The sequence below is a fragment of the Geodermatophilus sp. SYSU D01119 genome, assembly GCF_054049975.1.
The window spans coordinates 17,755-40,199 of sequence record NZ_JBJGYL010000025.1 but is presented as its reverse complement, the minus strand read 5'-3'; the positions used below and the strand labels follow the sequence as shown (position 1 = coordinate 40,199).

General features: G+C 78.5%; 22 protein-coding genes and 1 pseudogene. 12 read left to right on the top strand and 11 right to left on the bottom strand.

All coding sequences use genetic code 11. The features are described from left to right. Positions 1-128 precede the first annotated feature (128 nt). Positions 129-2,387, bottom strand: a complete 2,259-nt coding sequence (locus ACI79X_RS17945) for a sodium-translocating pyrophosphatase (protein WP_457026775.1) — start codon at positions 2,385-2,387, stop codon at positions 129-131. A 203-nt stretch (positions 2,388-2,590) separates the two neighbouring features. On the opposite strand from ACI79X_RS17945, the gene ACI79X_RS17940 reads away from it, so the two are divergent. Next, on the top strand, positions 2,591-5,248 hold the full coding sequence (locus ACI79X_RS17940) for a DEAD/DEAH box helicase (RefSeq protein ID WP_457026774.1): 2,658 nt from the start codon (positions 2,591-2,593) through the stop codon (positions 5,246-5,248). Between the two features lie 27 nt (positions 5,249-5,275). On the opposite strand, the pseudogene ACI79X_RS17935 reads toward ACI79X_RS17940, so the two are convergent. The 3 genes and pseudogenes from ACI79X_RS17935 to ACI79X_RS17925 form a co-directional block, all read right to left on the bottom strand. Then, positions 5,276-5,605, bottom strand: a pseudogene (locus ACI79X_RS17935) (Rv3654c family TadE-like protein); the annotation flags it as partial. Continuing rightward, positions 5,602-5,937, bottom strand: a complete 336-nt coding sequence (locus ACI79X_RS17930) for a TadE family type IV pilus minor pilin (protein WP_457026773.1) — start codon at positions 5,935-5,937, stop codon at positions 5,602-5,604. The pseudogene ACI79X_RS17935 and the gene ACI79X_RS17930, both read right to left, overlap by 4 nt. A gap of 26 nt (positions 5,938-5,963) precedes the next feature. After that, positions 5,964-6,230 (bottom strand): DUF4244 domain-containing protein, encoded by a 267-nt coding sequence (locus ACI79X_RS17925; protein WP_457026772.1) that lies wholly within the window; start codon positions 6,228-6,230, stop codon positions 5,964-5,966. Positions 6,231-6,459: 229 nt separating this feature from the next. Between ACI79X_RS17925 and ACI79X_RS17920 the strand changes: the two genes are divergently transcribed. The 7 genes from ACI79X_RS17920 (at position 6,460) to ACI79X_RS17890 (ending at position 13,554) form a co-directional block, all read left to right on the top strand. Further along, complete coding sequence (locus ACI79X_RS17920; protein ID WP_457026771.1) at positions 6,460-7,875, top strand: glycosyltransferase; 1,416 nt, start codon at positions 6,460-6,462, stop codon at positions 7,873-7,875. Further along, entirely contained in the window at positions 7,872-9,080 is a 1,209-nt protein-coding gene (locus ACI79X_RS17915; protein WP_457026770.1) for an exosortase/archaeosortase family protein, read from the top strand. The genes ACI79X_RS17920 and ACI79X_RS17915 overlap by 4 nt, the downstream gene beginning before the upstream one ends. Next, the gene (locus ACI79X_RS17910) at positions 9,077-10,135 is read left to right on the top strand and encodes an ATP-grasp domain-containing protein (protein WP_457026769.1); all 1,059 of its coding nucleotides are present in this window, start codon (positions 9,077-9,079) and stop codon (positions 10,133-10,135) included. The genes ACI79X_RS17915 and ACI79X_RS17910 overlap by 4 nt, the downstream gene beginning before the upstream one ends. After that, positions 10,132-11,283 carry a non-hydrolyzing UDP-N-acetylglucosamine 2-epimerase gene (wecB, locus tag ACI79X_RS17905; protein WP_457026768.1) on the top strand — a complete coding sequence of 384 codons (1,152 nt, stop codon included), beginning with the start codon at positions 10,132-10,134 and terminating at the stop codon, positions 11,281-11,283. The genes ACI79X_RS17910 and wecB overlap by 4 nt, the downstream gene beginning before the upstream one ends. After that, positions 11,280-12,020 (top strand): HAD family hydrolase, encoded by a 741-nt coding sequence (locus ACI79X_RS17900; protein WP_457026767.1) that lies wholly within the window; start codon positions 11,280-11,282, stop codon positions 12,018-12,020. Before wecB ends, ACI79X_RS17900 begins: the two co-directional genes overlap by 4 nt. 117 nt (positions 12,021-12,137) lie before the next feature. Then, positions 12,138-12,662, top strand: coding sequence for a hypothetical protein (locus ACI79X_RS17895; RefSeq protein WP_457026766.1), 525 nt, complete (start codon positions 12,138-12,140; stop codon positions 12,660-12,662). Between the two features lie 130 nt (positions 12,663-12,792). Further along, the gene (locus ACI79X_RS17890) at positions 12,793-13,554 is read left to right on the top strand and encodes a PIG-L deacetylase family protein (RefSeq protein ID WP_457026765.1); all 762 of its coding nucleotides are present in this window, start codon (positions 12,793-12,795) and stop codon (positions 13,552-13,554) included. A gap of 4 nt (positions 13,555-13,558) precedes the next feature. Here the strand turns inward: ACI79X_RS17890 and ACI79X_RS17885 are convergent, their stop codons facing one another. From ACI79X_RS17885 to ssd, 4 genes are read right to left on the bottom strand one after another with little or no spacing between them, the layout of a single operon-like run. Beyond that, positions 13,559-14,284 carry a type II secretion system F family protein gene (locus tag ACI79X_RS17885; RefSeq protein WP_457026764.1) on the bottom strand — a complete coding sequence of 242 codons (726 nt, stop codon included), beginning with the start codon at positions 14,282-14,284 and terminating at the stop codon, positions 13,559-13,561. Beyond that, positions 14,281-15,159, bottom strand: a complete 879-nt coding sequence (locus tag ACI79X_RS17880; protein ID WP_457026763.1) for a type II secretion system F family protein — start codon at positions 15,157-15,159, stop codon at positions 14,281-14,283. Before ACI79X_RS17880 ends, ACI79X_RS17885 begins: the two co-directional genes overlap by 4 nt. Beyond that, positions 15,156-16,298 carry a TadA family conjugal transfer-associated ATPase gene (locus ACI79X_RS17875; RefSeq protein ID WP_457026762.1) on the bottom strand — a complete coding sequence of 381 codons (1,143 nt, stop codon included), beginning with the start codon at positions 16,296-16,298 and terminating at the stop codon, positions 15,156-15,158. The genes ACI79X_RS17880 and ACI79X_RS17875 overlap by 4 nt, the downstream gene beginning before the upstream one ends. Beyond that, the gene (ssd, locus tag ACI79X_RS17870) at positions 16,295-17,398 is read right to left on the bottom strand and encodes a septum site-determining protein Ssd (RefSeq protein WP_457026761.1); all 1,104 of its coding nucleotides are present in this window, start codon (positions 17,396-17,398) and stop codon (positions 16,295-16,297) included. The genes ACI79X_RS17875 and ssd overlap by 4 nt, the downstream gene beginning before the upstream one ends. Before the next feature lie 127 nt (positions 17,399-17,525). Here ssd and ACI79X_RS17865 point away from each other — a divergent pair, with 127 nt between their 5' ends. Beyond that, entirely contained in the window at positions 17,526-18,377 is an 852-nt protein-coding gene (locus ACI79X_RS17865; RefSeq protein ID WP_457026760.1) for an HAD family hydrolase, read from the top strand. A gap of 2 nt (positions 18,378-18,379) precedes the next feature. Here the strand turns inward: ACI79X_RS17865 and ACI79X_RS17860 are convergent, their stop codons facing one another. Continuing rightward, positions 18,380-19,348, bottom strand: coding sequence for an aldo/keto reductase (locus ACI79X_RS17860; protein ID WP_457026759.1), 969 nt, complete (start codon positions 19,346-19,348; stop codon positions 18,380-18,382). Positions 19,349-19,390: 42 nt separating this feature from the next. Beyond that, positions 19,391-20,179 (bottom strand): oxidoreductase, encoded by a 789-nt coding sequence (locus tag ACI79X_RS17855; RefSeq protein ID WP_457026758.1) that lies wholly within the window; start codon positions 20,177-20,179, stop codon positions 19,391-19,393. A 64-nt stretch (positions 20,180-20,243) separates the two neighbouring features. Here ACI79X_RS17855 and ACI79X_RS17850 point away from each other — a divergent pair, with 64 nt between their 5' ends. Genes ACI79X_RS17850 through ACI79X_RS17840 form a run of 3 tightly spaced genes read left to right on the top strand, consistent with a single transcriptional unit; the run spans position 20,244 to position 22,122 of the window. Next, on the top strand, positions 20,244-20,807 hold the full coding sequence (locus tag ACI79X_RS17850) for a histidine phosphatase family protein (RefSeq protein ID WP_457026757.1): 564 nt from the start codon (positions 20,244-20,246) through the stop codon (positions 20,805-20,807). Next, complete coding sequence (cobU, locus tag ACI79X_RS17845) at positions 20,804-21,325, top strand: bifunctional adenosylcobinamide kinase/adenosylcobinamide-phosphate guanylyltransferase (protein WP_457026756.1); 522 nt, start codon at positions 20,804-20,806, stop codon at positions 21,323-21,325. The genes ACI79X_RS17850 and cobU overlap by 4 nt, the downstream gene beginning before the upstream one ends. Beyond that, entirely contained in the window at positions 21,322-22,122 is an 801-nt protein-coding gene (locus tag ACI79X_RS17840; protein WP_457026755.1) for an adenosylcobinamide-GDP ribazoletransferase, read from the top strand. Before cobU ends, ACI79X_RS17840 begins: the two co-directional genes overlap by 4 nt. A 28-nt stretch (positions 22,123-22,150) precedes the next feature. On the opposite strand, the gene ACI79X_RS17835 is transcribed toward ACI79X_RS17840, so the two are convergent. Beyond that, on the bottom strand, positions 22,151-22,303 hold the full coding sequence (locus ACI79X_RS17835; protein ID WP_457026754.1) for a hypothetical protein: 153 nt from the start codon (positions 22,301-22,303) through the stop codon (positions 22,151-22,153). Positions 22,304-22,445 lie beyond the last annotated feature (142 nt).

Here is a 22,445-nt window from a genome sequence, read left to right as displayed (position 1 = left end):
CCGGCGGGGCGGACGCTAGGGCGGGGTGCCGGCGCGGCCCGGATCCGGATCCACAGGGCCGTCGCCGTCCACAGGTCCCGCCGCGGGCCCCGCCCGGCCGGGACCGGGCGGAGGCTCGCGGCGTGTGCTCAGGGTGCGGTGGTGGTGAGGCTGGTCCCGGTGGGCTGGTCGGTGGCGCCGCCGACCACGACCGAGCGCCGCTTGGACACCACGACCGCGGCGACGATGACGAGGGTCGCGGCCCCTGCGATCAGCAGGCGCACCGTGGTGTTGGCGTCCTCGCCCACCTGCAGGCCGACCACCGCGGGCGCGATGAGCAGGGCCACCAGGTTCATCACCTTGATCAGCGGGTTGATGGCCGGGCCGGCGGTGTCCTTGAACGGGTCGCCCACCGTGTCGCCGATGACCGTGGCCGCGTGCGCCTCGCTGCCCTTCCCGCCGAACGCGCCGTCCTCGACCATCTTCTTGGCGTTGTCCCACGCGCCGCCGGAGTTGGCGAGGAAGACGGCCATGAGCGTGCCGGTGGCGATCGCGCCGACGAGGTAGGCCGCCAGCGGGCCGAAGCCCAGTCCGAAGCCGACGGCGACCGGCGCGAGGACGGCGAGCAGGCCGGGGGTGGCGAGCTCGCGCAGCGAGTCCTTCGTGCAGATGTCGACGACGGCGGAGTAGTCGGGCCGCTCGGAGAAGTCCATGATCCCGGGCCGGGTGCGGAACTGCTCCCGGACCTCGAAGACCACGCGGCCGGCCGCCCGGGAGACGGCGCTGATCGCCAGCCCGGAGAAGAGGAAGACGACGGCGGCGCCGATCACCGCACCGACGACGTTGTCCGGCTCGACGAGGCTGAACGCCTCCCCGAGGTCGACGTCGTCCAGGGCCAGGAGGACCTGCTGGTTGTAGGAGCCGAACAGCGCCGTCGCGGCGAGCACCGCGGTGGCGATGGCGATGCCCTTGGTGATGGCCTTGGTGGTGTTGCCGACGGCGTCGAGGTCGGTCAGCACGCGGGCGCCGTCGTCGTCGATGTCCTGCGACATCTCGGCGATGCCCTGGGCGTTGTCGCTGACCGGGCCGAACGTGTCCATGGAGACGATGACCCCGGCGGTGGTGAGCAGGCCGCAGCCGGCCAGCGCGACGGCGTAGAGGGCCGCGCCGCCACCGACGAGGAAGGCGCCGTAGACCGCGCCGCCGATGAGCAGGGCGGCGTAGACCGCCGACTCGAGGCCGAGCGAGATGCCCGAGAGCACGACGGTCGCCGGGCCGGTCAGCGAGCTGCGGCCCACGTCGCGGACCGGCTTGCGGCTGGTCTCGGTGAAGTAGCCGGTCAGCAGCTGGATGGCCGCGGCCAGCACGATGCCGACGAGCACGGCGACGAAGCCGAGGACCTGCGGGTTGACCACCGAGTCGGGGATGTCGGCGACGCTGGGCAGCACGGTGAAGGCGGCGACGGCGACGAGCACGAGGGAGACCACCGCGGAGGTGAAGAAGCCGCGGTTGATGGGGGCCAGGCCGCTGCTGTCGGACTTGCCGGGGTTGCTGGCGAGGATGCCGACGACGGACGCGAGCACGCCGATCGCGGCGACGACCAGCGGGAAGACCATGCCCACCGAGCCGAAGAAGACCTGGCCGAGGATGAGCGCGGCCACCAGCGTGACGGCGTAGGACTCGAACAGGTCGGCGGCCATGCCGGCGCAGTCGCCGACGTTGTCTCCCACGTTGTCGGCGATCGTGGCGGCGTTGCGGGGGTCGTCCTCGGGGATGCCCGCTTCGACCTTGCCGACGAGGTCGGCGCCGACGTCGGCGGCCTTGGTGAAGATGCCCCCGCCGACGCGCATGAACATCGCCAGCAGCGCGCCGCCGAAGCCGAAGCCCTCGAGGACCACCGGCGCGGTGTCGTCGAAGAGCAGGAGCGCGAGGGAGGCGCCGAACAGGCCCAGACCCACGGTGATCATCCCGCAGACGCCGCCGGTGCGGTACGCGATGCGGAAGGCGGGCCGGTAGCCGCCGGTGCGCGCGGCCGCGGCGACGCGGACGTTGCCCCGGGTGGCCAGCGTCATGCCGATGAAGCCGACGGCCGCGGAGAACAGCGCGCCGACGAGGAAGAACACCGCCCGGCCGATCCGGGTGCCCCAGCCGCCCTCGGCGACCGGCAGCACGAGCAGCAGCAGGAACACGATGACGGCGAAGACGCCGAGGGTCCTGAACTGGCGCCGCAGGTAGGCGCCGGCTCCTTCCTGCACCGCCCGCGCGATGTCGCGCATGCGCGCCGTGCCCTGGTCGGCGGCCATGACGGCGCGGACCAGGGTCGCGGCGAAGAGCAGTGCGGCGAGCGAGACGACGAGGGCTGCCGTCACGAGGACGACGTCCCCGCCGGAGAGATGACTGTCCGGCATCGGTACCTCCCAGCGGTGGGCTGCCGCCGGGCGGCCCCGCGTCCCCGGTCGGCGGAGAGCACGCTCGCGGGCGGAGAGCCCGTGGACGCCGCGCCAATGTAACGGAGATCACACTTCTCGGGACCTCCTCCTCCGCGCTCGCCCGGTCGCGCACGGTGGCGGGACGCGGGCGGGAGGTTGCCCCGGGGTGTGAGAGTGGTGGGGTGACCACGCTCCACCCGGTCCGGCCGGCTGCTCCCCCATCCGGCCGTGAGGGGCTGTCAGGGGGCGAGCCGCCGGAGGACGAGGAGCGCACCGCCGCGCCGGAGTTGCACGGCGCCGCAGCGGGCCACGGGTCGGCGCCGCGGCCCGGCACCGTGCCGCCCGGCGCCGAGCTCCTCGAGGACCTGCTCGCCGGCACGCCCGAGGAGGAGCACCCGGTCACCCACGTGCACCACCTGCCGGTGCGCAGCCCGCGCACGCTGCCGTGGCCGGAGTGGGTGGACCCGGCGCTGCGCGCCCGGCTGGAGGAGCAGGGCGTCGCCGAGCCCTGGCGGCACCAGGTCGAGGCCGCGCAGCTGGCCCACGACGGCACCTCGGTGGTGGTGGCCACGGGCACCGCGTCGGGCAAGTCGCTGGCCTACCAGCTCCCCGCGCTGACCCGGCTGGCCGAGGACCAGCGGGCGTGCGTCCTCTACCTGGCGCCGACCAAGGCGCTGGCGCGCGACCAGCTCGCCTCGGTGGCGGCGCTGGCCGACCCCTCGGTGCGGCCGGCCGCCTACGACGGGGACACCCCGGCCGAGGAGCGGGACTGGGTGCGCCGGCACTCGCGGTGGATCGTCACCAACCCGGACATGCTGCACCGCGGCGTCCTGCCGGCCCACCAGCGCTGGAGCTCGACGCTGCGCCGGCTGGCCTACGTCGTCATCGACGAGTGCCACGCCTACCGGGGCGTCTTCGGCTCGCACGTCGGCCACGTGCTGCGCCGGCTGCGCCGCATCTGCCGCCGCTACGGGGCGGACCCGGTGTTCGTGCTCGCCTCGGCGACGGTGGCCGAGCCCGCGGTGGCCGCCGCCCGTCTGGTCGGCGGGCCCGTGGTGGCGGTGACCGACGACGGCTCGCCGCGCCCCGGCGCGACCTTCGCGCTGTGGGAGCCGCCGCTGACCGAGCGCACCGGCGAGCACGGCGCCCCGCTGCGCCGCTCGGCCGCCGCGGACGCCGCCGGGCTGCTCGCCGACCTCGTCGAGCGCGGCGCCCGGACGCTCGCGTTCGTGCGCTCCCGGCGCAGCGCGGAGTCGGTGGCCGAGCAGGCCCGGCGGCTGCTGCTCGACCGCGGCCGCGGCGATCTGGTGCGGATGGTCGACTCCTACCGCGGCGGCTACCTGCCCGAGGAGCGCCGGGAGCTGGAGCGGGCGCTGTCCTCCGGCGAGCTGCTCGGGGTGGCGACCACCAACGCCCTCGAGCTCGGCATCGACATCGCCGGGCTCGACGCGGTGGTGCTCGCGGGGTACCCCGGCACGCTGGCGTCGCTCTGGCAGCAGGCGGGCCGGGCCGGGCGCGCCCAGCGCGAGTCGCTGGTCGTGTTCGTCGCCCGCGACGACCCGCTGGACCACTACCTCGCCCACCACCCGCGCGCGGTCTTCGGCCGGCCGGTGGAGGCGACCGTGACCGACCCGGCCAACCCCTACGTGCTCGGGCCGCAGTTGTGCAGCGCCGCGGCCGAGCTGCCGCTGACCCCCGACGACCTGCCCGACTTCGGCGGTCCGGTGGCCGAGGCGCAGCTCGAGGAGCTCGTGGCGGCGGGCTCGCTGCGCCGCCGCCCGGCCGGCTGGTACTGGGCCGGGCGCGGGCGGCCCGACGTCGACATCCGCGGCAGCGGCGGGGAGCCGGTGGCGATCATCGAGTCCGGCACCGGCCGGCTGCTCGGCACCGTCGACGGCGGCGCCGCGCACTCGACGGTGCACGCCGGCGCGCTGTACGTGCACCGCGGCGAGACCTACGTCGTCGACGAGCTCGACCTCGACGACGCCTGCGCGGTCGTGCACGCCGACAGCCCCGAGTGGACCACCGTCGCCCGCGACGTCACCGACCTCGGCATCGTCCGCACCGACCGCACCCGCCGCCTCGGCACGGTCACCGCGCACACCGGCGTCGTCGACGTCACCAACCAGGTCGTGGCCTACCAGCGGCGGCGGGCGGGCACCGGCGAGGTGCTGGCCGAGTTCCCGCTCGACCTGCCGGCCCGCCAGCTGCGCACCCGCGCGGTGTGGCTGACCCTGGACGCCGACGCGGTCGCCCGCGCCGACCTCGACGACCTGGCGCTGCCCGGATCGCTGCACGCCGCCGAGCACGCCGCGATCGGCATCCTGCCGCTGCTGGCGACCTGCGACCGCTGGGACCTGGGCGGGCTGTCGACCGCGCTGCACCCCGACACCGGGACCGCCACGGTGTTCGTCTACGACGGGCACCCCGGCGGGGCCGGCTTCGCCGAGCGGGGCTTCGCGGCGCTGCGGCGCTGGCTGCGCGCCACCCGGGCGACCGTGGCCAGCTGCGAGTGCGAGAGCGGCTGCCCGTCGTGCGTGCAGTCGCCCAAGTGCGGCAACGGCAACGACCCGCTGGACAAGGCCGGTGCGGTGCGCGTGCTCGACGTCGTGCTCGACGAGCTGGCCGCGGCCGAGGGGGCCGGCGACGAGCCGGAGGACGAGCCGACCGGCGGGGAGAACGCGCCGACCCCGGCCGGCCCGGTGCGCGGCCTGCTGCGGCGGCCCTCTCCCGGACGGGCCACGGCACCCCGGGTGGCCGGGGACGGGGAGGCGCCCGCCGAGGACGGCGACGCCGCCCCGGACAGCGGCGGCCACGTCGAGGACGACCTGGTCTTCTGACGCCTCCGGCGGCGCGGGGCCGGCACGGGCGGCCGCCCCGGCCCGCCGGGTGCCCAGCGGGCCGAGGTCGACGGTGACGGTGGCGGTCACCTCGACCACCCCGCCGCCGTCCGCCGCGCAGGCGGTGAGCACCGCGCCGTTGTCGCGGGCCACCCCGGCGGCGACGTCGCAGGGGGCCGGGTCGCCGGACACCGCCGCCGCGGCTCCGGCGAGGGCGGCGAGGTCGGCCGCAGCCCCGGCCCGGTGACGGGCCACCGTCGCGGCACCGAGCAGCACCGCGGCTAGCCCGACGAGCGCGAGCACCGCGGCGAGCGCCACCGTCCAGACGGTCGCCGACCCGCGCTCGGCCTCGCTCACCCGCCGGCCACCCCGGGCTCGAGCCGGGCGACCGCCGTCGCCGTGACGTCGACGCCCAGGTCGACCGGCCCCAGCGGGGACACCTCCGCCCGGACGGTGACCCGCACCCCGCCGTCGCCGACGGCGACCTCGGTCCGCGCGCCGTCGGGGGCCACCCGGGCGACGAGCGCGCGGACGGCGTCCGGGGCCTCGCCGCGGGCGGCGGCACGGGCGCCCTCGCGGGCGGCGTCCACGCAGCGCAGCTGGGCGCCCACCACCACGACCGCTGCGACCACGGCGGCGAGCACCAGCAGGAGGACCGGCAGCACCACCGCGGTCTCCGCGGTGACCATCCCCGCCTCCCGGTCGCGGCGCGGGGTCAGGACAGCACCTGCAGCGCGGAGGACACGAGGTCGCCGAGGGCGGTGACCACCGAGCCGCCGGTGACCACGCGGTAGAGGACGGCGGCGAAGGCGCAGGCCGCGACGGTGCCGACGGCGTACTCGGCGGTGCTCATGCCCGCCTCCGCCTCGGCCCGCAGCCGCGCCCACCGGGCGGCGAGGCGTCCGCGCGGCGGGGCGGGAGGGCCGGCGTCGCCGGTCGAGGACGCGGTCTCCGGTGCGGTCTCGGGCGCGGTGTGGGACATGGGCTCCTCCTCGGGTCGGCGGCCCCGTGCGCGGGGCGCGCCCGACCCTCGCCGCGTCGACCCCGCCGCGGCGGACCGGTCGCCGACCTGGGGACGGAGCGCGGGCCTGTGGACGGCGCGCGCGTCGCTGTCGGCGTCGCCGCTTCCACTTCAGGACGACAGCGCGGTTGCCGATCCAGCCATGAGGTGGCGCAGCCGCACCACCGCACCCGGGCCGGGAGGAGGAACCGTGGCGGCACACGGCACCGACCGCCCCGAGGGCCGCCCCCTGGTCCTCGTCGCCTACCTGCTCGGGCTGGCGGGCGCGATCGCCGCCTTCGGCGTCGGCCCCACGCTCGGGGTCGTCGCCGGCGCGCTCAACGTCGTCTTCGGCGTCTACTTCTGCCGGCACCTGGCCTTCGCCGTCGCCGCCGCCCGCTGGGCCGAGCGCGACCTGCTCGCCGCCGACGTCGGCCTGGACAGCTACACGCCGCCGGTCGCCGTCCTCGTCGGGTGCAAGAACGAGGAGCTGGTCGTCGACGGGATGGTCGCGGCGCTGCTGGCCCTCGACTACCCGACGGACCGGCTGACCCTCGTCGTGGTCGACGACGGCTCCGACGACGCGACCGGCGCCAAACTGGACGCCTGGGCGCTGCGCGACCCCCGGCTGCGCGTCCTGCACCGGCCGGCCGGCGCCGGCGGCGGCAAGTCCGGCGCCCTGAACGAGGCGCTGGCGCTGGTCGACGCGGAGATCGTGCTGGTCTTCGACGCCGACCACGAGCCGGAGCCCACCGCCCTGCGCCGGCTGGTGCGCCACTTCCGCGACCCCTCCGTCGGCGCGGTGATGGGGCGCTGCGTCATCCGCAACGGCCGGGACTCGACGATGGCCAACACCGTCTTCGTCGACTACCTGTCGGGCTACCTCGTCAACGAGTACGGCCGCCAGGCGCTGTTCGAGCTGCCCGCCTACGGCGGCGCGAACTGCGCCGTGCGCGCCTCGACGCTGCGCGCGCTCGGCGGCTGGAACCCCGAGACGGTCACCGAGGACACCGACCTGACGCTGCGGATCCTGCTCATGGGTCAGCGGGTGCGTTACGACGTCTCGGCCATCGACTTCGAGGAGGCGGTGGTCAGCGCCCAGCGCTTCTGGAAGCAGCGGTACCGCTGGGCGCGGGGCCACCAGAAGTGCCTGCGCGACTACTGGCGGCCGTTGATGCGCTCGCCGCACCTGTCGGTGCTGGAGAAGGCCGAGACGACGCTGTTCCTCGGCGTCTACCACGTGCCGGTGCTCAGCGGCCTGGGCCTGCTGCTCACCGTGCTGCGCGCCTTCGGCATCGGCGACCTGCCGGTCATCGGGCTGCTGCCGCTGTCGATGCTGCTGTTCATCGGCCCGCTGGCCGAGCTGTGCGTCGGGCTGCTGGTGGGCCGGGTGGAGCGGCGGTCGGCCTGGCGGCTGCTGGGCTTCCTGCCCGCCTTCGCGCTGTCGATCTGGATCACCTCGCGCGCCTACGTCGACGGGATGCTGGGCCGCCCCTACAGCTGGGTGAAGACCTCCCGCTCGGGCGCCACCTCGACGGTGCGCACGACGGCCCCGCCGGTCGCCGCCGTCGCGGCGCAGGCGCCTGCCCGGCCCCGCTCCTTCGCGTCCCCCGGGGAGGACCGGTGACCACCGCACCCGCCCAGGCCCTCGGCCGGCGCAGGACCCCGCGCGGCACGAGGCGGCGGCTGCTGCCCGTCGTCGCCGACCTCCTCCTGGCCGCGATCATCTGCGTCGCCGGCTTCGCCACGCTGTCGTACCCGCTGCAGGTGCTGGAGGCCGGCGCGGTCGCGATCGTCCTGGAGCTGCTGGACCCGGAGTGGTCCTCGGGCGTGCTGCCCGGCCACATCCTGCTGTTCCGCGACGACGGCGGGATCATCGACGCGGTCGTCACGGCGTCCTGCTCGTCGATCCTGTCGGTGCTCGGGCTGGTCGCGCTGACCGCGGTGATCCTGCGCGGCCGCAAGCTGCACGCGCTCGGTGGCCTGCTGGTGGCCGTCGTCGCGGTCGTCGTGCTCAACCACGGGCGGCTGCTGCTGTCGGCGCTCGCCGGCCTGTACTGGGGCGAGGGCGCGCTGGTGCTCTTCCACGACTGGGTGGGCACCGTCTGGAACCTCGTCGCCACCCTCGGCGGCTTCCTCGTCATGGTGTGGGTGACGCTGCCGGCCGCGGAGCGCGCGGAGCAGGACGTCGACGGCCGGCACACCGCCCGGCGCCCCGACTCCTGGGCCCGGCCGGGCCTCGGCTACCGGACGCCCGCCGTCGAGGACGACGCCGACGCGCACCGCCGCCGGACGACGCTCACCGGGCTGATGCACCGCTACGTCCTCCCCCGCCGCGTCTCGGCCCGGCTGGCCGCCCGCCGCGAGGCCGCCCGGGTCGACTACCGCCTGGGGCACCTGCCGCCCCACCGGCGCGTCGAGCGCATCCGCGAGCTCGCCGCCGACGGCCTGGGCGCGCACAGCGCCTCGCTGGTCGCCGTCGCCACCTACGAGCGCGAGCACCTGGTCCTCGACGCCCTCGCGGAGGCGGTCGCCGCCCGCCAGTGGGAGCCGGTCACCGACTCCCGGGTCACCGCCCTGCGGCTGTGGGCCCGCGGCTGGCTGCTCGCCCGCCCGGTCCCCGACGGGACCGCTGCCGGCACCCGGACACCGGGCGGCCCCGCCGCCGGTGCGGAGCCGGTGCCCGTCGCCCGCATCCCGGTGCCCCCGCCGGCCCCGGCCACGCCGCCCGCCGCCGAACCGGGCCGCCGGTCGCACGCCGCCGGCTCCGCGGCCCCCCGCAGCTTCGCCCGCCCGCCCGACCACCCGCACCCCCCGGAGACGCCCCGGTGACCTCGACCCTGCCGACCCCGGCCGCTCCACTGTCCGCGGGCCGCCCCGCCTCCGGCTCCGCCGCCCCCGCCGTCCTGGTCACCGGGGCGGGCGGGCCGGCCGGGGTCGCGGTGGTCCGGCGGCTCGTGGCCCTGGGCCACCGCGTCGTCGGCGTGGACGCCGACGCGACCGCCGCCGGTGCCGCGCTGGCCACCGTCGGCGCCGTCGTCCCGCGGGCCGACCACGTGCGCTTCGTCGACGCCCTGGTCGCGCTCGCCACGGCCCACGGTGCCGACGCGCTCATCGCCACCGTGGCCGAGGAGCTGCCCGCCCTCGCCGCGGGCGCGGACCGGCTCGCCGCCGCCGGCGTGGCCACCTGGCTGCCGGACCCGGAGGCGGTCGGGATCTGCTGCGACAAGGCCGCCTTCGCCCGGGCCCTGCGGGCCGCCGGCGTGCCGCACCCGGCCACCACCGACACCTCCGCCGGGCTCGCCGCCGTCCCCGGCCCCTGGGTCGTCAAGCCGCGCGCCGGGCGCGGCAGCCGCGGCGTGCGGCTGCTCGACACCCGCGCCGAGGTGGTCGAGGCCCTGCACGGCGACGCGTCGCTGATCGCCCAGACACGGCTGACCGGCCGGGAGTTCACCGCCGACGCCCTCGTCGACCGCCACGGCGAGCTGGTCACCGTGGTGCCCCGGTGGCGCGACGACACCCGAGCCGGCATCTCGGTCAAGGGCACGACGTTCGACTCCCCCGAGGTCACCGCGGTGGTCGCCGCGGCGCTCTTGGCGGTGCAGCTGAGCGGCCCGGCCAACGTGCAGGGCTTCGTCGCCGACGACGGCCGGGCGAGCGTCGTGGAGATCAACCCGCGCTTCTCCGGCGGCCTGCCGCTGACCCTCGCCGCGGGCGCCGACGTCGTCAGCGCGCACCTGGCCGGCATCCGCGACCCCCACGCACGCCTGCCCCACCTGTGGTTCACCCCCGGCGTCCGGATGAGCCGCTACTTCGCCGAGACCTACACCGCCGACGACGGCAGCCCCGTCGCCGACCCGTGCGAGGCGACGGCGGTGCGCGCGTGAGCCGCAGCCGGCACGTCCTCGTCCCCTTCGGCACCCGTCCGGAGGTCGTCAAGCTCGCGCCGGTGGTGACCACGCTGGTCGCCGCGGGCCACCGGGTCGACGTCGTCGACACCGGCCAGCACACCGACCCCGACCTCTCCACCCGGCTGCAGGAGACCCTCGGGCTGGCGCCCACCTGCCGGTTCACCCTGCCGGCCGACGACCCGGCCGCCCGGTACGGCGCGCTGCACGCCGACGCGGCGCGCGCGGTGGCCCGGTTCCGCCCCGACCTCGTGCTGGCCCTCGGCGACACCAACACCGTCCCGGCCTACGCGCTGGCCGCGCGCGGTGCGGGGATCCCGTTCGCGCACCTCGAGGCGGGGCTGCGCAGCCTCAACGCGCGCAGCGTCGAGGAGGTCAACCGCCGGGTGGCGGCGGCCGTCGCCGCGCTGCACCTGGCCCCGACCCGGCGCGCGGCGGCGTTCCTCGCCGCCGAGGGCGTCCCCGCCGAGCGGGTGTTCGTGGTCGGCAACCCGGTCGTCGACACGCTGGTGGCCCGCGGCGTCCGCCCGGTGCCGGTGCCGGAGCGGTCCGGGGTGCTGGTGACGGCGCACCGGCCGACCAACGTCGACGACCCGGTGCGCCTGAAGCGCCTGGTGGGCGTCGTGCGCTCGCTGGCCGACGGCGTCGGCCCGGTGACCTTCCCCGTGCACCCGCGGACGGCGGCCCGGCTGGCCGCGACCGGCCTCGACGCGGAGCTCGAGCACCCGGCCATCACGCTGAGCGGGCCGGTCGGCTACGACGCGCTGCTCGCGGCGCTGGCCTCGGCGCGCCTGGCGGTCACCGACTCCGGCGGCATCCAGGAGGAGGCGGCCTACCTCGGCGTGCCCGTCGTCGTGCTCCGCGGGTCCACGCCCCGGTGGGAGGGCGTCGAGGCCGGCACCACCACCCTGGCGGGCCTCGCCGACGACGGCGCCGCCGACGCGGTCCTCGCCGCCGCGGCGCGGCACACCTCCCCGGAGGGCCAGGCGCACGCCGCGGCCCTCCCCTGCCCCTACGGCGACGGCACCACCGGGCCGCAGGTCGCGGCGCTGCTGGCCGACGAGGCCACCGACGCGCTCCTGGCGATCACCGAGCCCGACTTCACCGACGGGCGCCTGCCGTGGTGACCGGCCCGCGCCCCTGGGACGGCCCGCCGCCGCTGGCGGTCGTGGTCGACCTCGACGACACGCTCTACCCGCAGGCCGCCTACCTGGCGGGCGCGGCCGAGGCGGTCGGGTCCGCCGCCGCGGACGCCGGGCTCGACGGCGCCCGGGTGCACGCGGCGCTGGTCCGGGAGCTCGCGGCCGGCTCCGACCGCGGCGGCACGATCGACCGCGCGCTGCTCGCCGCGGGCGTCCCGGACGCGGACCTGCCGGCGCTGGTCCCGCCGCTGGTGGCCGCCTTCACCGCGCACGAGCCGGCCTCGCTGACCCCCTACCCCGGCGCGGCCGCGGCGCTGGCCGCGCTCGCCCGCGAGGTGCCGGTGGGCTGCCTGACCGACGGCAACCCGGTGATCCAGGCGGCGAAGCTCACCGCCACCGGCCTGCTCCCGCTGCTGGCGGAGGTCCTGGTCACCGACACCCTCGGCGGGCGCGCCGCCCGCAAGCCCACGCCCGAGGGCCTGCGCGTCCTCGCCGGCCGGCTGGGCGTCCCCGCCGACCGGGTGCTGGTGGTCGGCGACCGGCCCGGCAAGGACGTGGCCGTCGCCGCGGCGGTCGGTGCGCGGGCGATCCGCGTGCGCCAGGGCGAGTACGCGGCCGCACCGGACGTGCCCGAGGCGTGGGCCGTCACCGGCGACTTCCCCGCCGCCGCGGCGCTCGCGCTCGGCGTCCTGACCGGCTCCCCGGTGGCCGCCGCGCACTGAGCGCGACCGTCCTCCCTCCTCCGGGGGACCCCCGTCCCGGTGGCGTGGAGACCGGGCTGACCGCCTCCGATCTCCCCTGGGAGGGGCCGGGTGCGCCCCGGTCCGGAAGGGGGCCACATGAGAGGCAACACGCGGCGCGCGTCGCTGGGGGCCCGGCTGGCGGTCGTCGCCGGCGTGGGCGCGGCGGCAGTGCTGGTCACGCCGGGTGTCGCGAGCGCCCACTACGGGGAGACGTCGGTCACCTGCGTCATCCCGGTGCAGAACGGCACCTGGACCGCGGTGTTCGGCTACCGCAACGACACCGGGTACACCGGCTCGCTGCCGGTCGGCCGCTACAACGACATGAGCCCGGACCAGTTCGACGGCCGGCAGGTCACGACCTTCGAGCGCGGCAACCACCCGGGCGCGTTCTCCGTCCAGGTGCCCGCGTCGATGTCCTCGGTGAGCTGGACCGTCCTCGGGACGACGGCCACCGCCCGCCGCGACAGCGGCACCCGCTGCCCGTCGGGCACGCCGCTGCCGGCCGACGGCAACGGCCTGGGCATGGTCATCGCGCTCGCCGCCTCCGGCGCGGTCGCCGGTGGCTCCATGTGGGCGGCGCAGCGTCGCCGCGCGCGGGTCGCCGAAGCGCCCGCGGACTGATACATCGCGCACGACCGGTTCTCCCCCCATCGAGGGGGGAGCCGGTCGGCCCGGTGGACCCGGCGGCCGCGGCCGCCGATGGATGGGTGACGGGCGGGACCACCGCCCCCGCACGGACAGGACGGCGGCCATGGACGGCGCAGGCACGCAGAGCACGGGACGCAGCGTCCTGGCCATCGGGGCCCACCCCGACGACATCGAGCTGGGCTGCGGCGGTGCCCTGCTGGCGCACGTCGCCGCCGGCGACCGCGTGACGATGCTGGTGATGACCGGCGGCGAGAACGGCCCCGGCGACGACGCCCAGGTGACCGGCCGCCGCGCCGAGCAGGAGCGGGCCGCGGCCGCCATCGGCGCCCGGCTGGTGTGGGGCGGGCTGGTCGACTGCCAGGTCGTCGCCGACTCCGCCGCCATCCGCCGCGTCGAGCAGGTCCTGCAGGCCACCGCCGCCGACCTGGTCTACGTGCACGCCCCCGACGACAGCCACCAGGACCACCGCGCCGTCGCCGCCGCCACCCTCGGCGCGGCCCGCCGGCTGCCGCGGGTCCTGCACTACCAGAGCCCCTCGACGCTGACCTTCACCCCGACCGTGTACGTCGACGTCACCGCCCACCTGACCGGCAAGCTCGCCGCGCTGGCCGCGCACGCCTCGCAGGTGGAGCGCTCGGCCATGGTGGAGCCCGACGCGATCGTCGCCTCCGCCCGCCACTGGGGTGCGCAGGCCCGGATCGGCTACGCCGAGGCCTTCCAACCGACGCGCATGGTGCTCGACCTCGCCCCCGCCGGCGCCACCGTGCCCGCAGCGGTCCCGGCGGCGTGGTCGCTCGCGCCGTCGTTCACCACCCACGCGACGTCGTCGTTCGCCGGAGCGTCGCCCGTCACCCGGACCCGCTGACCGCTCACCCGAAGACCTGCCCGGCGATGCCGATGACCATCGGCGCGATGCCGAGGCAGACGAACGCCGGCAGGAAGCAGGCGCCCAGCGGCGCCAGCACCCACACGCCGGCCCGCCGGACCGCAGCCTCGGTGTCACTGCGCGCGGCCTGACGCGTCTCGGTGGCCAGCACCCGCAGCGCCTCGACCGCCCGGGTCCCCGACTCCCCGGCCCGCACCAGCACCCGGCCGAGGCCCGCGAGCGGTGCCGGGGTGCCGGCCCAGGCCGCGAGCGGGGCCGCGCCCAGCCGCAGCCGGCCGGCGACGACCTCGAGCACCTCGCCCGTGGGGCCCGGCAGCGCCGTGGCGACCGCGGCCAGCGCCGCGCCGACCGGCGCCCCGGCCGCCAGGCACACCGCGAGCAGGTCGCAGGCCACCGGCAGGTCCGCGCCCGCCCCGGCGCCCGTCGGGTCCGGGCCGGCCGACCGCCGCAGCAGGCGGTGCGCGAGCACGCCGGCCCCCGCGCCGAGCAGTGCCCCCGGCATCCCGCCCACCAGCAGCGCCACGGCCACCCCGGCGGCTCCCGGCAGCGCGAGACGCCGACCCGCGCCCGGCAGGCCCGCCGCGGCCGGTGCGGCCGCGGCTGGCCGCGGCGCCGTCGCCACGACCGCCCGCACCCGCGCGACGCGGCGGGCCGCCGCCGACGGCCAGGCGAGCAGCGCCCCCGCCAGCAGCACCAGGACCGCGCTCACGCCGCCGTCCCCGGTCCCGCGACCGCCCGGCGGACCAGCCGCGCCGACCAGGACAGCCCCGCGGCCTCCAGCGCCACCCCGAGGACCAGCAGCACCTGCCCGGCGCCGGTGGTGGTGAGCACGGCCCACGGATCGGCGCCTATGCCGCTGCCCATGGCCAGCGCCAGCAGCGGCAGACCGGCGAGCAGAGCGGCGCTGGCCCGCGGGCCGGCGGTCACCGACCGCAGCTCCTGGCGCTGCCGGCGGCGGGCGCGCAGGTCGTCCTCCACCGCCGCCACCACCGCCGCCAGCGAGCAGCCGGTCCGCCCGCTGAGCAGCACCGCCGCGGCCACCCGGGCCAGCGCCCGGTCCAGGTCCGTGGCGCCCGGCCCGACGGCCGCCGGTGCCCGGAGCGCCCGGGCGAGCCCGTCGGCCACCGCGCCGTCGCTGCAGCCGGCCACCGCCGCCGCGGCCGCGTCCGCGGACGGCCGACCGCCGCGCAGCTCGGCGGACAGCGCCGCGAGCGCGTCGGTCAGCCCGTCCAGGCGGGCCTCCGCGGCGCGCCGGTCCCGGGAGCGGACCAGCCCTCGGACGGCGGCCGCCGCTCCCCCGGCCGCGAGGACCCCGACCAGCGGCGTCGCGGCCAGGGCGCCGGCCGCCCCCGCCAGGACCGCCCCCGCCGGCACCGCCCCGGCCGGCACCGCGGCCGGCAGCGGCCAGGCGGCGGGCGGCGGCGCGGCGGCGGGCGGTGGCGCGGCGGCGGGCGGCGGCGCGGCCGCGCGGGACCCCGCCGGCCGACCGGAACGCGTCACGTGCCGCAGCCGGGACCTCCGCCGGGTGGCCGCGCCGGGCCACAGCAGCAGCGCCGAGGCGGCCAGCAGCAGCGCCGCGCTCACCCGGCCCCACCGCCGTCGAGCAGCGCGCCCAGCCGCCCGGCGCCCGGGCAGGGGCGGCCGTCGGCCCGCCAGCCGGCGTCGACCGCCACCCAGTCCCCGTCGCGGCGGACGACGCCGATCTCCTCCACCCGCCGGCCGGCCGGGGTGCGCCGCAGGTGCACGACGACGGCGAGCGCCGCCGCGGCCTGGCTGTGCACCGCCCGCCGGTCGAGCCCGGCGGCCACCCCCAGCGCCTCCAGCCGGGCGGGCACCTCCCCGGGCCGGTTGGCGTGCAGGGTGCCGCAGCCGCCGTCGTGACCGGTGTTGAGGGCGGCGAGCAGGTCGGTGACCTCCGCGCCGCGCACCTCGCCGACGACGAGCCGGTCGGGCCGCATGCGCAGGGCCTGGCGGACCAGGTCGCGCAGCGTCACCTGGCCGACGCCCTCCACGTTGGCCGGGCGGGTGAGCAGCCGGACGACGTGCGGGTGGACCGGCGCGAGCTCCGGTGCGTCCTCGCACAGCACCAGCCGCTCCCCCGCCGGCAGCTCGCCCAGCAGCGCCGCGAGCAGCGTCGTCTTCCCCGACCCGGTGCCCCCGGTGACGAGGAAGGCCAGCCGCGCCCGCAGCACCGCGCGCAGCAGCCGGGCCGACTCCCCGGGCAGCGTCCCGCGGGCGGCGAGGTCACCGAGGCCCAGGCTGGCGCGGCGCAGCACCCGCAGCGACAGGCAGGTGCCCCCGGCCGACACCGGCGGCAGCACCGCGTGCAGGCGGGTGCCGTCGGGCAGCCCGGCATCGACCCAGGGCGCGGCGTCGTCGAGCCGCCGCCCGGCGCTGGCGGCCAGCCGCACGGCGAGCCGGCGGACGGCGTCCTCGTCGGGGAAGCGGACGGCGGAGCGCTCGAGGCCGCTCCCCCGGTCCACCCACACGTGCGCGGGCCCGTTGACCAGCACGTCGGTGACCCCCGGCTCGCGCAGCAGCGCCTCCAGCGGACCGGCGCCGGCCAGCTCGGCGACCGCGTCCCGCACGGCGTCGAGCACCTCGGCGTCGCCGAGCAGCCCCGCCTCGTCACGGACGAGCGCGGCCACGGCGGCGCGGCTCGGCGGCCCCGGCTCGAGGGCCAGCCGCGCGCGGACCCGCTCGACCAGCGGCAGCGCGCTCACGCCGCCCGCTCCGGCCGGGGGAGCCCGCCGAGCAGCCGGCGGGTGACCGCCCCGAGCGGGCTGCGCGGCGTCACCGCCGGTGGCTCGCCGCGCTCGCCGCGGTCGACGGCGCCGCGGTCGTGGCCGAGCACGGCGAGCACCGGGGCCCCGGTGGCCGACGCCACCTCCGCCGCCGGCAGGCCCGCCGGGACCTCGCGGACCACCACCCCGGCCGTGCGCCACGGGGACGGCTCCGCGGGCGACCCCGCCAGCAGCAGGCGGGCGGCGGTGACCGCGCGCAGCCGCGCCGGCACGACGAGGACCGCGAGGTCGGCCTCGGCGAGGACCGCGGCCGCCGCGGCGTCGCCGGGTCCGGCCGGGCGCGGCAGGTCGACCACCACCGGCCGGCCGCACCCGCGCGCGGCGTCGACGACGGCCGTCAGCGCCTCGACCGGCACCGGGCCCGCGTCCTCGCGGGCGGCGGGGAGCACGGTGACGCCGCCGGCCTGCGGCAGGGCGGCCAGCAGCGCGTCGCCGGCGACCCGGCCGCGCACCCCGGCCAGCGCGGGCCAGCGCAGCCCCTCGGCGTCCTCGGCGCCCAGCAGCAGGTCCAGCCCGCCGCCCCACGGGTCCGCGTCGACCAGCAGCGCCCCTCCGGCGTCCTCCGCGGCGGTGAGCGCGAGGGCGGTGGCCAGCGTGCTGGCCCCCGCGCCGCCGCAGCTGCCGCCCACGACCAGCAGCGGGCCGCGCTCCACCGGCGCGCGCACCGCGTCCGCGGCACGGGCGGCCAGCCACGCCTCGTCGTCGGGCAGGACGGCGACCCGCTCGGCGCCGAGCTCGACCGCGGCGGCCCAGGCCGGCGCGGGGAGCGGGCCGAGAGCGACCACGACCACCCCGGGCCGGCGCGGCAGCGCCCGCACGGCGGGGGCGCCGAGGACGTCGGCGCCGAGCAGCACCAGCCCGGCCCCGCGGGCGGCCCGCCGCAGTGCCGGGCCGCCGGTGGCGACCTCGGGCTCGGTGCCCGCGGCGGCGAGGACCCGCAGGACGTCGTCGAGGAGGTCCTCGTCGGCACTGACGACGAGCGGGCGGGGCGGCGGGGACGGGGCGGGACGCGGGGACACGCGCCCGACCCCAGCGGAGCCGGGCGGGCCGGAACGGGCGGGCGGGAGACCTGTGGATGACCCGGACGGGTGTGGACGGCGCGCGGCGGCCCGTCAGCCCCCTCCCGTCCGCTTACAGTCGTGAGCTGTGACCCGCGCTGCGGCGTTCTTCGACCTGGACAAGACGGTCATCGCCAAGTCCAGCACGCTGGCCTTCGGCCGCCCCTTCTTCGCGGGCGGGCTGATCAACCGGCGCGCCGTGCTCAAGGGCGCCTACGCGCAGTTCGTCTTCTCCCTCGCCGGCGCCGACGCGCAGCAGATGGAGCGGATGCGCGCCCAGATCACCCGGATGGCCACCGGGTGGGACGTCGCGACGGTGCACGAGATCGTCAGCGAGACGCTGCACGAGGTCGTCGACCCCCTCGTCTACGCCGAGGCCGCCGACCTCATCGAGTTCCACCGGGCCGCCGGCCGGGAGATCGTCATCGTCTCCAGCAGCGGCGCGGAGATGGTCGAGCCGATCGGCGCGATGCTCGGCGCCGACCGGGTGGTGGCCACCCGCATGGTGCGGGCCGAGGGCCGCTACACCGGGGAGATCGAGTTCTACGCCTACGGCGAGAACAAGGCCGAGGCCATGCGGCAGGTGGCCGCCGAGAGCGGTTACGACCTCGCCGACTGCTACGCCTACAGCGACTCGGTGACCGACCTGCCGATGCTCGCCGCCGTCGGCCACCCCACCGCGGTCAACCCCGACCGGGCCCTGCGCAAGGCGGCCGCCGAGCGCGGCTGGCCGGTGCTGGAGTTCACCCGGCCGGTCTCGATGCGCAGCCGCTTCGCCGTGCCGCCGGTGCCGGTGGTCACGGGCGCGGCGATGGGCGTGGGCGCCGCGGTCGCGGGGATCGCCTGGTACGCCCGCCGGCGGGCGCTGCGCGTCGTCGAGGGCGCGGCGGCCGTGGCCGCCCCGGTGGCGGCCGGTCGCCGGCGCCGCCGCGGCGCCTGAGGTCAGACGCCCAGCCGCTCCCGCACGCCGTCGACGAGGGTCCGCACCCCCGACACGGGCGTGAACGCCCGCGCCGCGGCCGTGAGCGCCTCGCGCTCGTCCGCGCGCAGCTCGATCTCGCCGGCCGCCGCGTTCGCCTCCACCTGCTCCACGCTCGACGCCCCCGGGATCACCACGACCTGCGGCAGGGACACCAGCCAGGCCAGCGCGATCGTCCCGGGCCGCACGCCGTGGGCGCCGGCCACCTCGCGCAGCACGTCGAGCAGTGGCTGCACGCGGCGCAGGTTCTCGGTGCCGAACAGCGGGTTGGCCGCCCGCACGCCGCCGGGCCGGTGGTCGGGGCCGTAGCGGCCGCCGAGCAGCCCCTGCGCGAGCGGGCTGTAGGCGATCACCACGCGCCCCTCGCGCTCGGCGAAGGGCACGAGGTCGTCGAGGGCGGCGGGCCTGGCCAGCGAGAAGTGCACCTGGTTGCTGATGACCGGGCGGCCCAGCGCCGCGTCGGCGGCCCGCCAGCGGTCCAGGGAGTAGTTGGAGACGCCGACGGCGCCGATCCGGCCCTCGTCGAGCAGCGCCCGCAGGCCCGGCATGGTGACGGTGTCGGGGACCAGCGGGTTGGGCTGGTGCACCTGGTACAGCGGCACCCGCTCCAGCCCGAGCCGCCGGGCGCTGCCGGCCAGCCGGTTGCGGACCACCGGCGGGAACGGCGCGACGGGGAAGAGCTTGGAGGCGACGACGACGTCGCCGCGCCGGTCGCCCAGCGCCTCGCCGAGGATCCGCTCGCTGCGGCCGAAGCCGTAGACCTCCGCGGTGTCGAACAGCGTGACGCCCAGGTCCAGGGCCCGGCGCACGATCTCCCCCGCCGCGCGCGAGGCGTAGCCCTCGCCGTAGCCCCACTCGCGGGAGCCGAACTGCCAGGTGCCCAGGCCGATGCGGCCGACCCGGCCCAGCCCGTCGACGTCGAGGGTGCGCATGCGGCCACTGTCCCCCGGCGCCGCGGCGGGCGCAGGCGGAGCTCAGCCGCGCAGGATCGCCTCGGCGATGGCCAGGCCCTCGCGGGCGCCGAGCTCGGTGGCGCGGCAGCAGTGCACCAGCCACGCGGCGACGCCGTCGGGCCCGCCGGAGGCGTAGCCGGTCACCGCGTCGCGGTAGGCCTCCACGCCGAGCTCGAGGAAGCCGACCTCGGGCACCGACACCGCCTTGGGGTCCAGGCCCCGGCCGATGGTGGTGAGCCGCCCGGCCGCGCGGGCGACGACACCGTCGGCCGTGCCGAAGGGGGCGAGCGCCGCCAGCTCCCCGTGCACCAGCCCGGCGACGAGGACGGCGGGCACCGTCGAGGTGCCGGTGACGAGCTGGAACAGCCCGTTGAGCCGCGGCCCCGCGTGCGGGGCCGGCCGGCCCAGGGCGGCGCGGTCGGCGAGGTCGGCGGCGGCGAGCACGTGCAGCCGGGCGAGGACCTGCCCGGGCGCCCTCGCCCAGGTGTCGACCATCGCGCCGAGACCCACCGACACCCGCAGCGACCCCTGCACCACCGGGTCCTCGACGGAGCCCGCGCGCAGCTCGGCCAGCGGCACGTCCACGCCGTCGAGGGCGGCCGAGGCGCGGGCGCCGCGCAGCGCGGACTCGGTGCTCACCTCGGCCGACCGGTTGCGCATGAGCCGGTGCGCCAGCAGCCGGTCGATGCCCGCGCGCGCGGCGTCGGCGGCCTCCCGGACGCCGGGCAGGTCGAGCAGCGGGGCCAGCGGGTCGGGACCGGCGGGCCGGGCGGTGGGTCGGCCGGCGCCGGGACGGACGGGGATGGTCACCACCCGACGGTACGAGCACCGGCGCGGGCACCCGCCGCCGCCTGCCCTACGCTCGGCGACCACCATGGCGCGCCCGCTCACCCTCCTCCTCGTCCGTCACGGCCAGAGCGAGTGGAACGCCGCCGGGCTCATGCAGGGCCAGACCGCCCACGTGCCGCTCACCGCGCTCGGGCACCGGCAGGCGGCCGCGGCCGCCCGCGAGCTGGCCGTGCTCCGGCCCGGGGCGATGCTCTCGAGCGACCTGCGCCGCGCCGTGCAGACGGCCGAGCACTGCGCCCGGGCCACCGGCCTGGCCTTCGCCACCACCCCGGCGCTGCGCGAGCAGGGCTACGGCGTGCTCGAGGGCCGCCCCTCGCGCGAGCTGTGGGACGTCGTCGACTGGACCGACCCGCACTGGTCGGCCGAGGGCGGGGAGAGCCTGACCCAGCTGCACGCGCGGGTCGGCGGGCTGCTCACCCAGCTGGCCGCCCGGCCGCCGGCCGACGTCGTCGCGCTGGTGACGCACGGGGACACCATCCGGGCCGCGCAGGCGGTGGCGGCGGGACTGGGCCCGGCGGAGATGCCCGCGGTGACCCCGCACAACGGCACGGTGACGCGCCTGGAGCTGTCCGTGGTGCCGGCCGCGTGAGCAGGGTGCTGGTGCTCGGCGGCTCGCGGTCGGGCAAGTCCGCGCACGCGGAGTCGCTGGTGGCCGGCCGGGCCGACGTCGTCTACCTGGCCACCTCCGCGCCCGTCCCCGACGACGAGGAGTGGGCGCGGCGGGTCGCCGCGCACCGGGCCCGCCGGCCGGCCGGCTGGGCCACGCTGGAGACCACCGCGCCGAGCGACCTGCTGCGCGGCGGCACGCTGCTCGTCGACAGCGTGACCACCTGGGTGGCCGCGCTCATGGACGAGACCGGCGTGTGGACCGACGAGCCCGGCGCCCTCGACCGGCTGGCCGGGCGGGTCGACGCGCTGGTCAACGCCTGGGCGATGACGCCGGCGCACGTGGTGGCGGTGAGCGACGAGGTGGGCCTCGGCGTGGTGCCCGAGTCGCGCGCCGGCCGCCTGTTCCGCGACACGCTCGGCGAGGTCAACCAGCGGCTGGCCGGCACCGCCGACGAGGTGTGGTTCGTCGTCGCCGGACTGCCGCAGCGGCTGCGGTGACCGGGCCGCCGGAGGAGCAGCCGGGCGGGCGGCCGCGCTGGGCCGGCCCGCTGGAGTCGGCCGCGCTGCTCACCGTGCTGCGGGTGCCCGCGGCGGGGACGACGTCGACGCGCGGGGTGCTGCCGTGGGCGCCGCTGGTCGGGCTGGCGCTCGGCGCGGCCGCCGCCGGCGTCGGCGTGCTCGGCGCGCACCTGGTGTCCCCGCTCGCCGGTGCGGTGGCGGCGCTCGCCGTCCTCGCCTGGCTCACCCGGGCGCTGCACCTCGACGGCCTGGCCGACACCGCCGACGGCCTCGGCCCGCTGCGCGGCCGGGAGCGGGCGCTGCAGGTGATGCACCGGGGCGACGTCGGCCCGTTCGGCGTGGTGACGCTGGTCCTCGTGCTGCTGCTGCAGGCCGCGGCCGGCGCGGTGCTGCTCGCGGAGGACGGCGGCTGGGTGGCGCTCGCGACGGCGGTGGTCGCGGCGCGGCTGGCGATGACGCGCACGGGCCTGCCCGGGGTGGCGACCGCTGAGGGGTCGTCGCTGGGCCGGGCGGTCGCCGGCACGGTGTCGGTGCCCTGGTTCGCCGGCTGGGTCGTGGTGGTGCTCGCCGGCGCGGCCGCGGCGGGGTGGGCCGCCGGCGGTCCGGGGAGCGCGGCGGCGCTGGCCGGCGCGACGGTGGCGGGGCTGCTCGCGGCCGAGGCGGTGCGCGCCCGCGCGACGGCCCGCCTCGGCGGGGTCACCGGGGACGTGATGGGGGCGATGGGCGAGGCGGCGGCGACCGTCGTGCTGCTGGTCGCCGCCGCCTCGGTGTCCTAGCGGGGGCCCGCCCGGGGCGGGCCCTCCGTCAGCGCCGGCCGGTCAGCGAGCCGAGCAGCCGGCCCAGCCCGCCCGACGCGGCGGTGGTCGGCGCGCCGCGGCCCATCCGGCGGGTCGGCGTGCCGGCCGCCATGCGGGTGCGGCCCATGCCCCGGCCGGAGGCCATGCCCCGGCCGGTCATCCCGCGTCCGGTCGTCGCGCGGCCCGCGGCGGCGCGACCTCCGGCGGCTCCGCGACGAGCCGTGGTCTCAGCAGTGCCCAGGAGTCGGTTCAGGATGCCCATGAGATCCCGGTACCCGGCCGCGGCACCGGACCGCACCGTT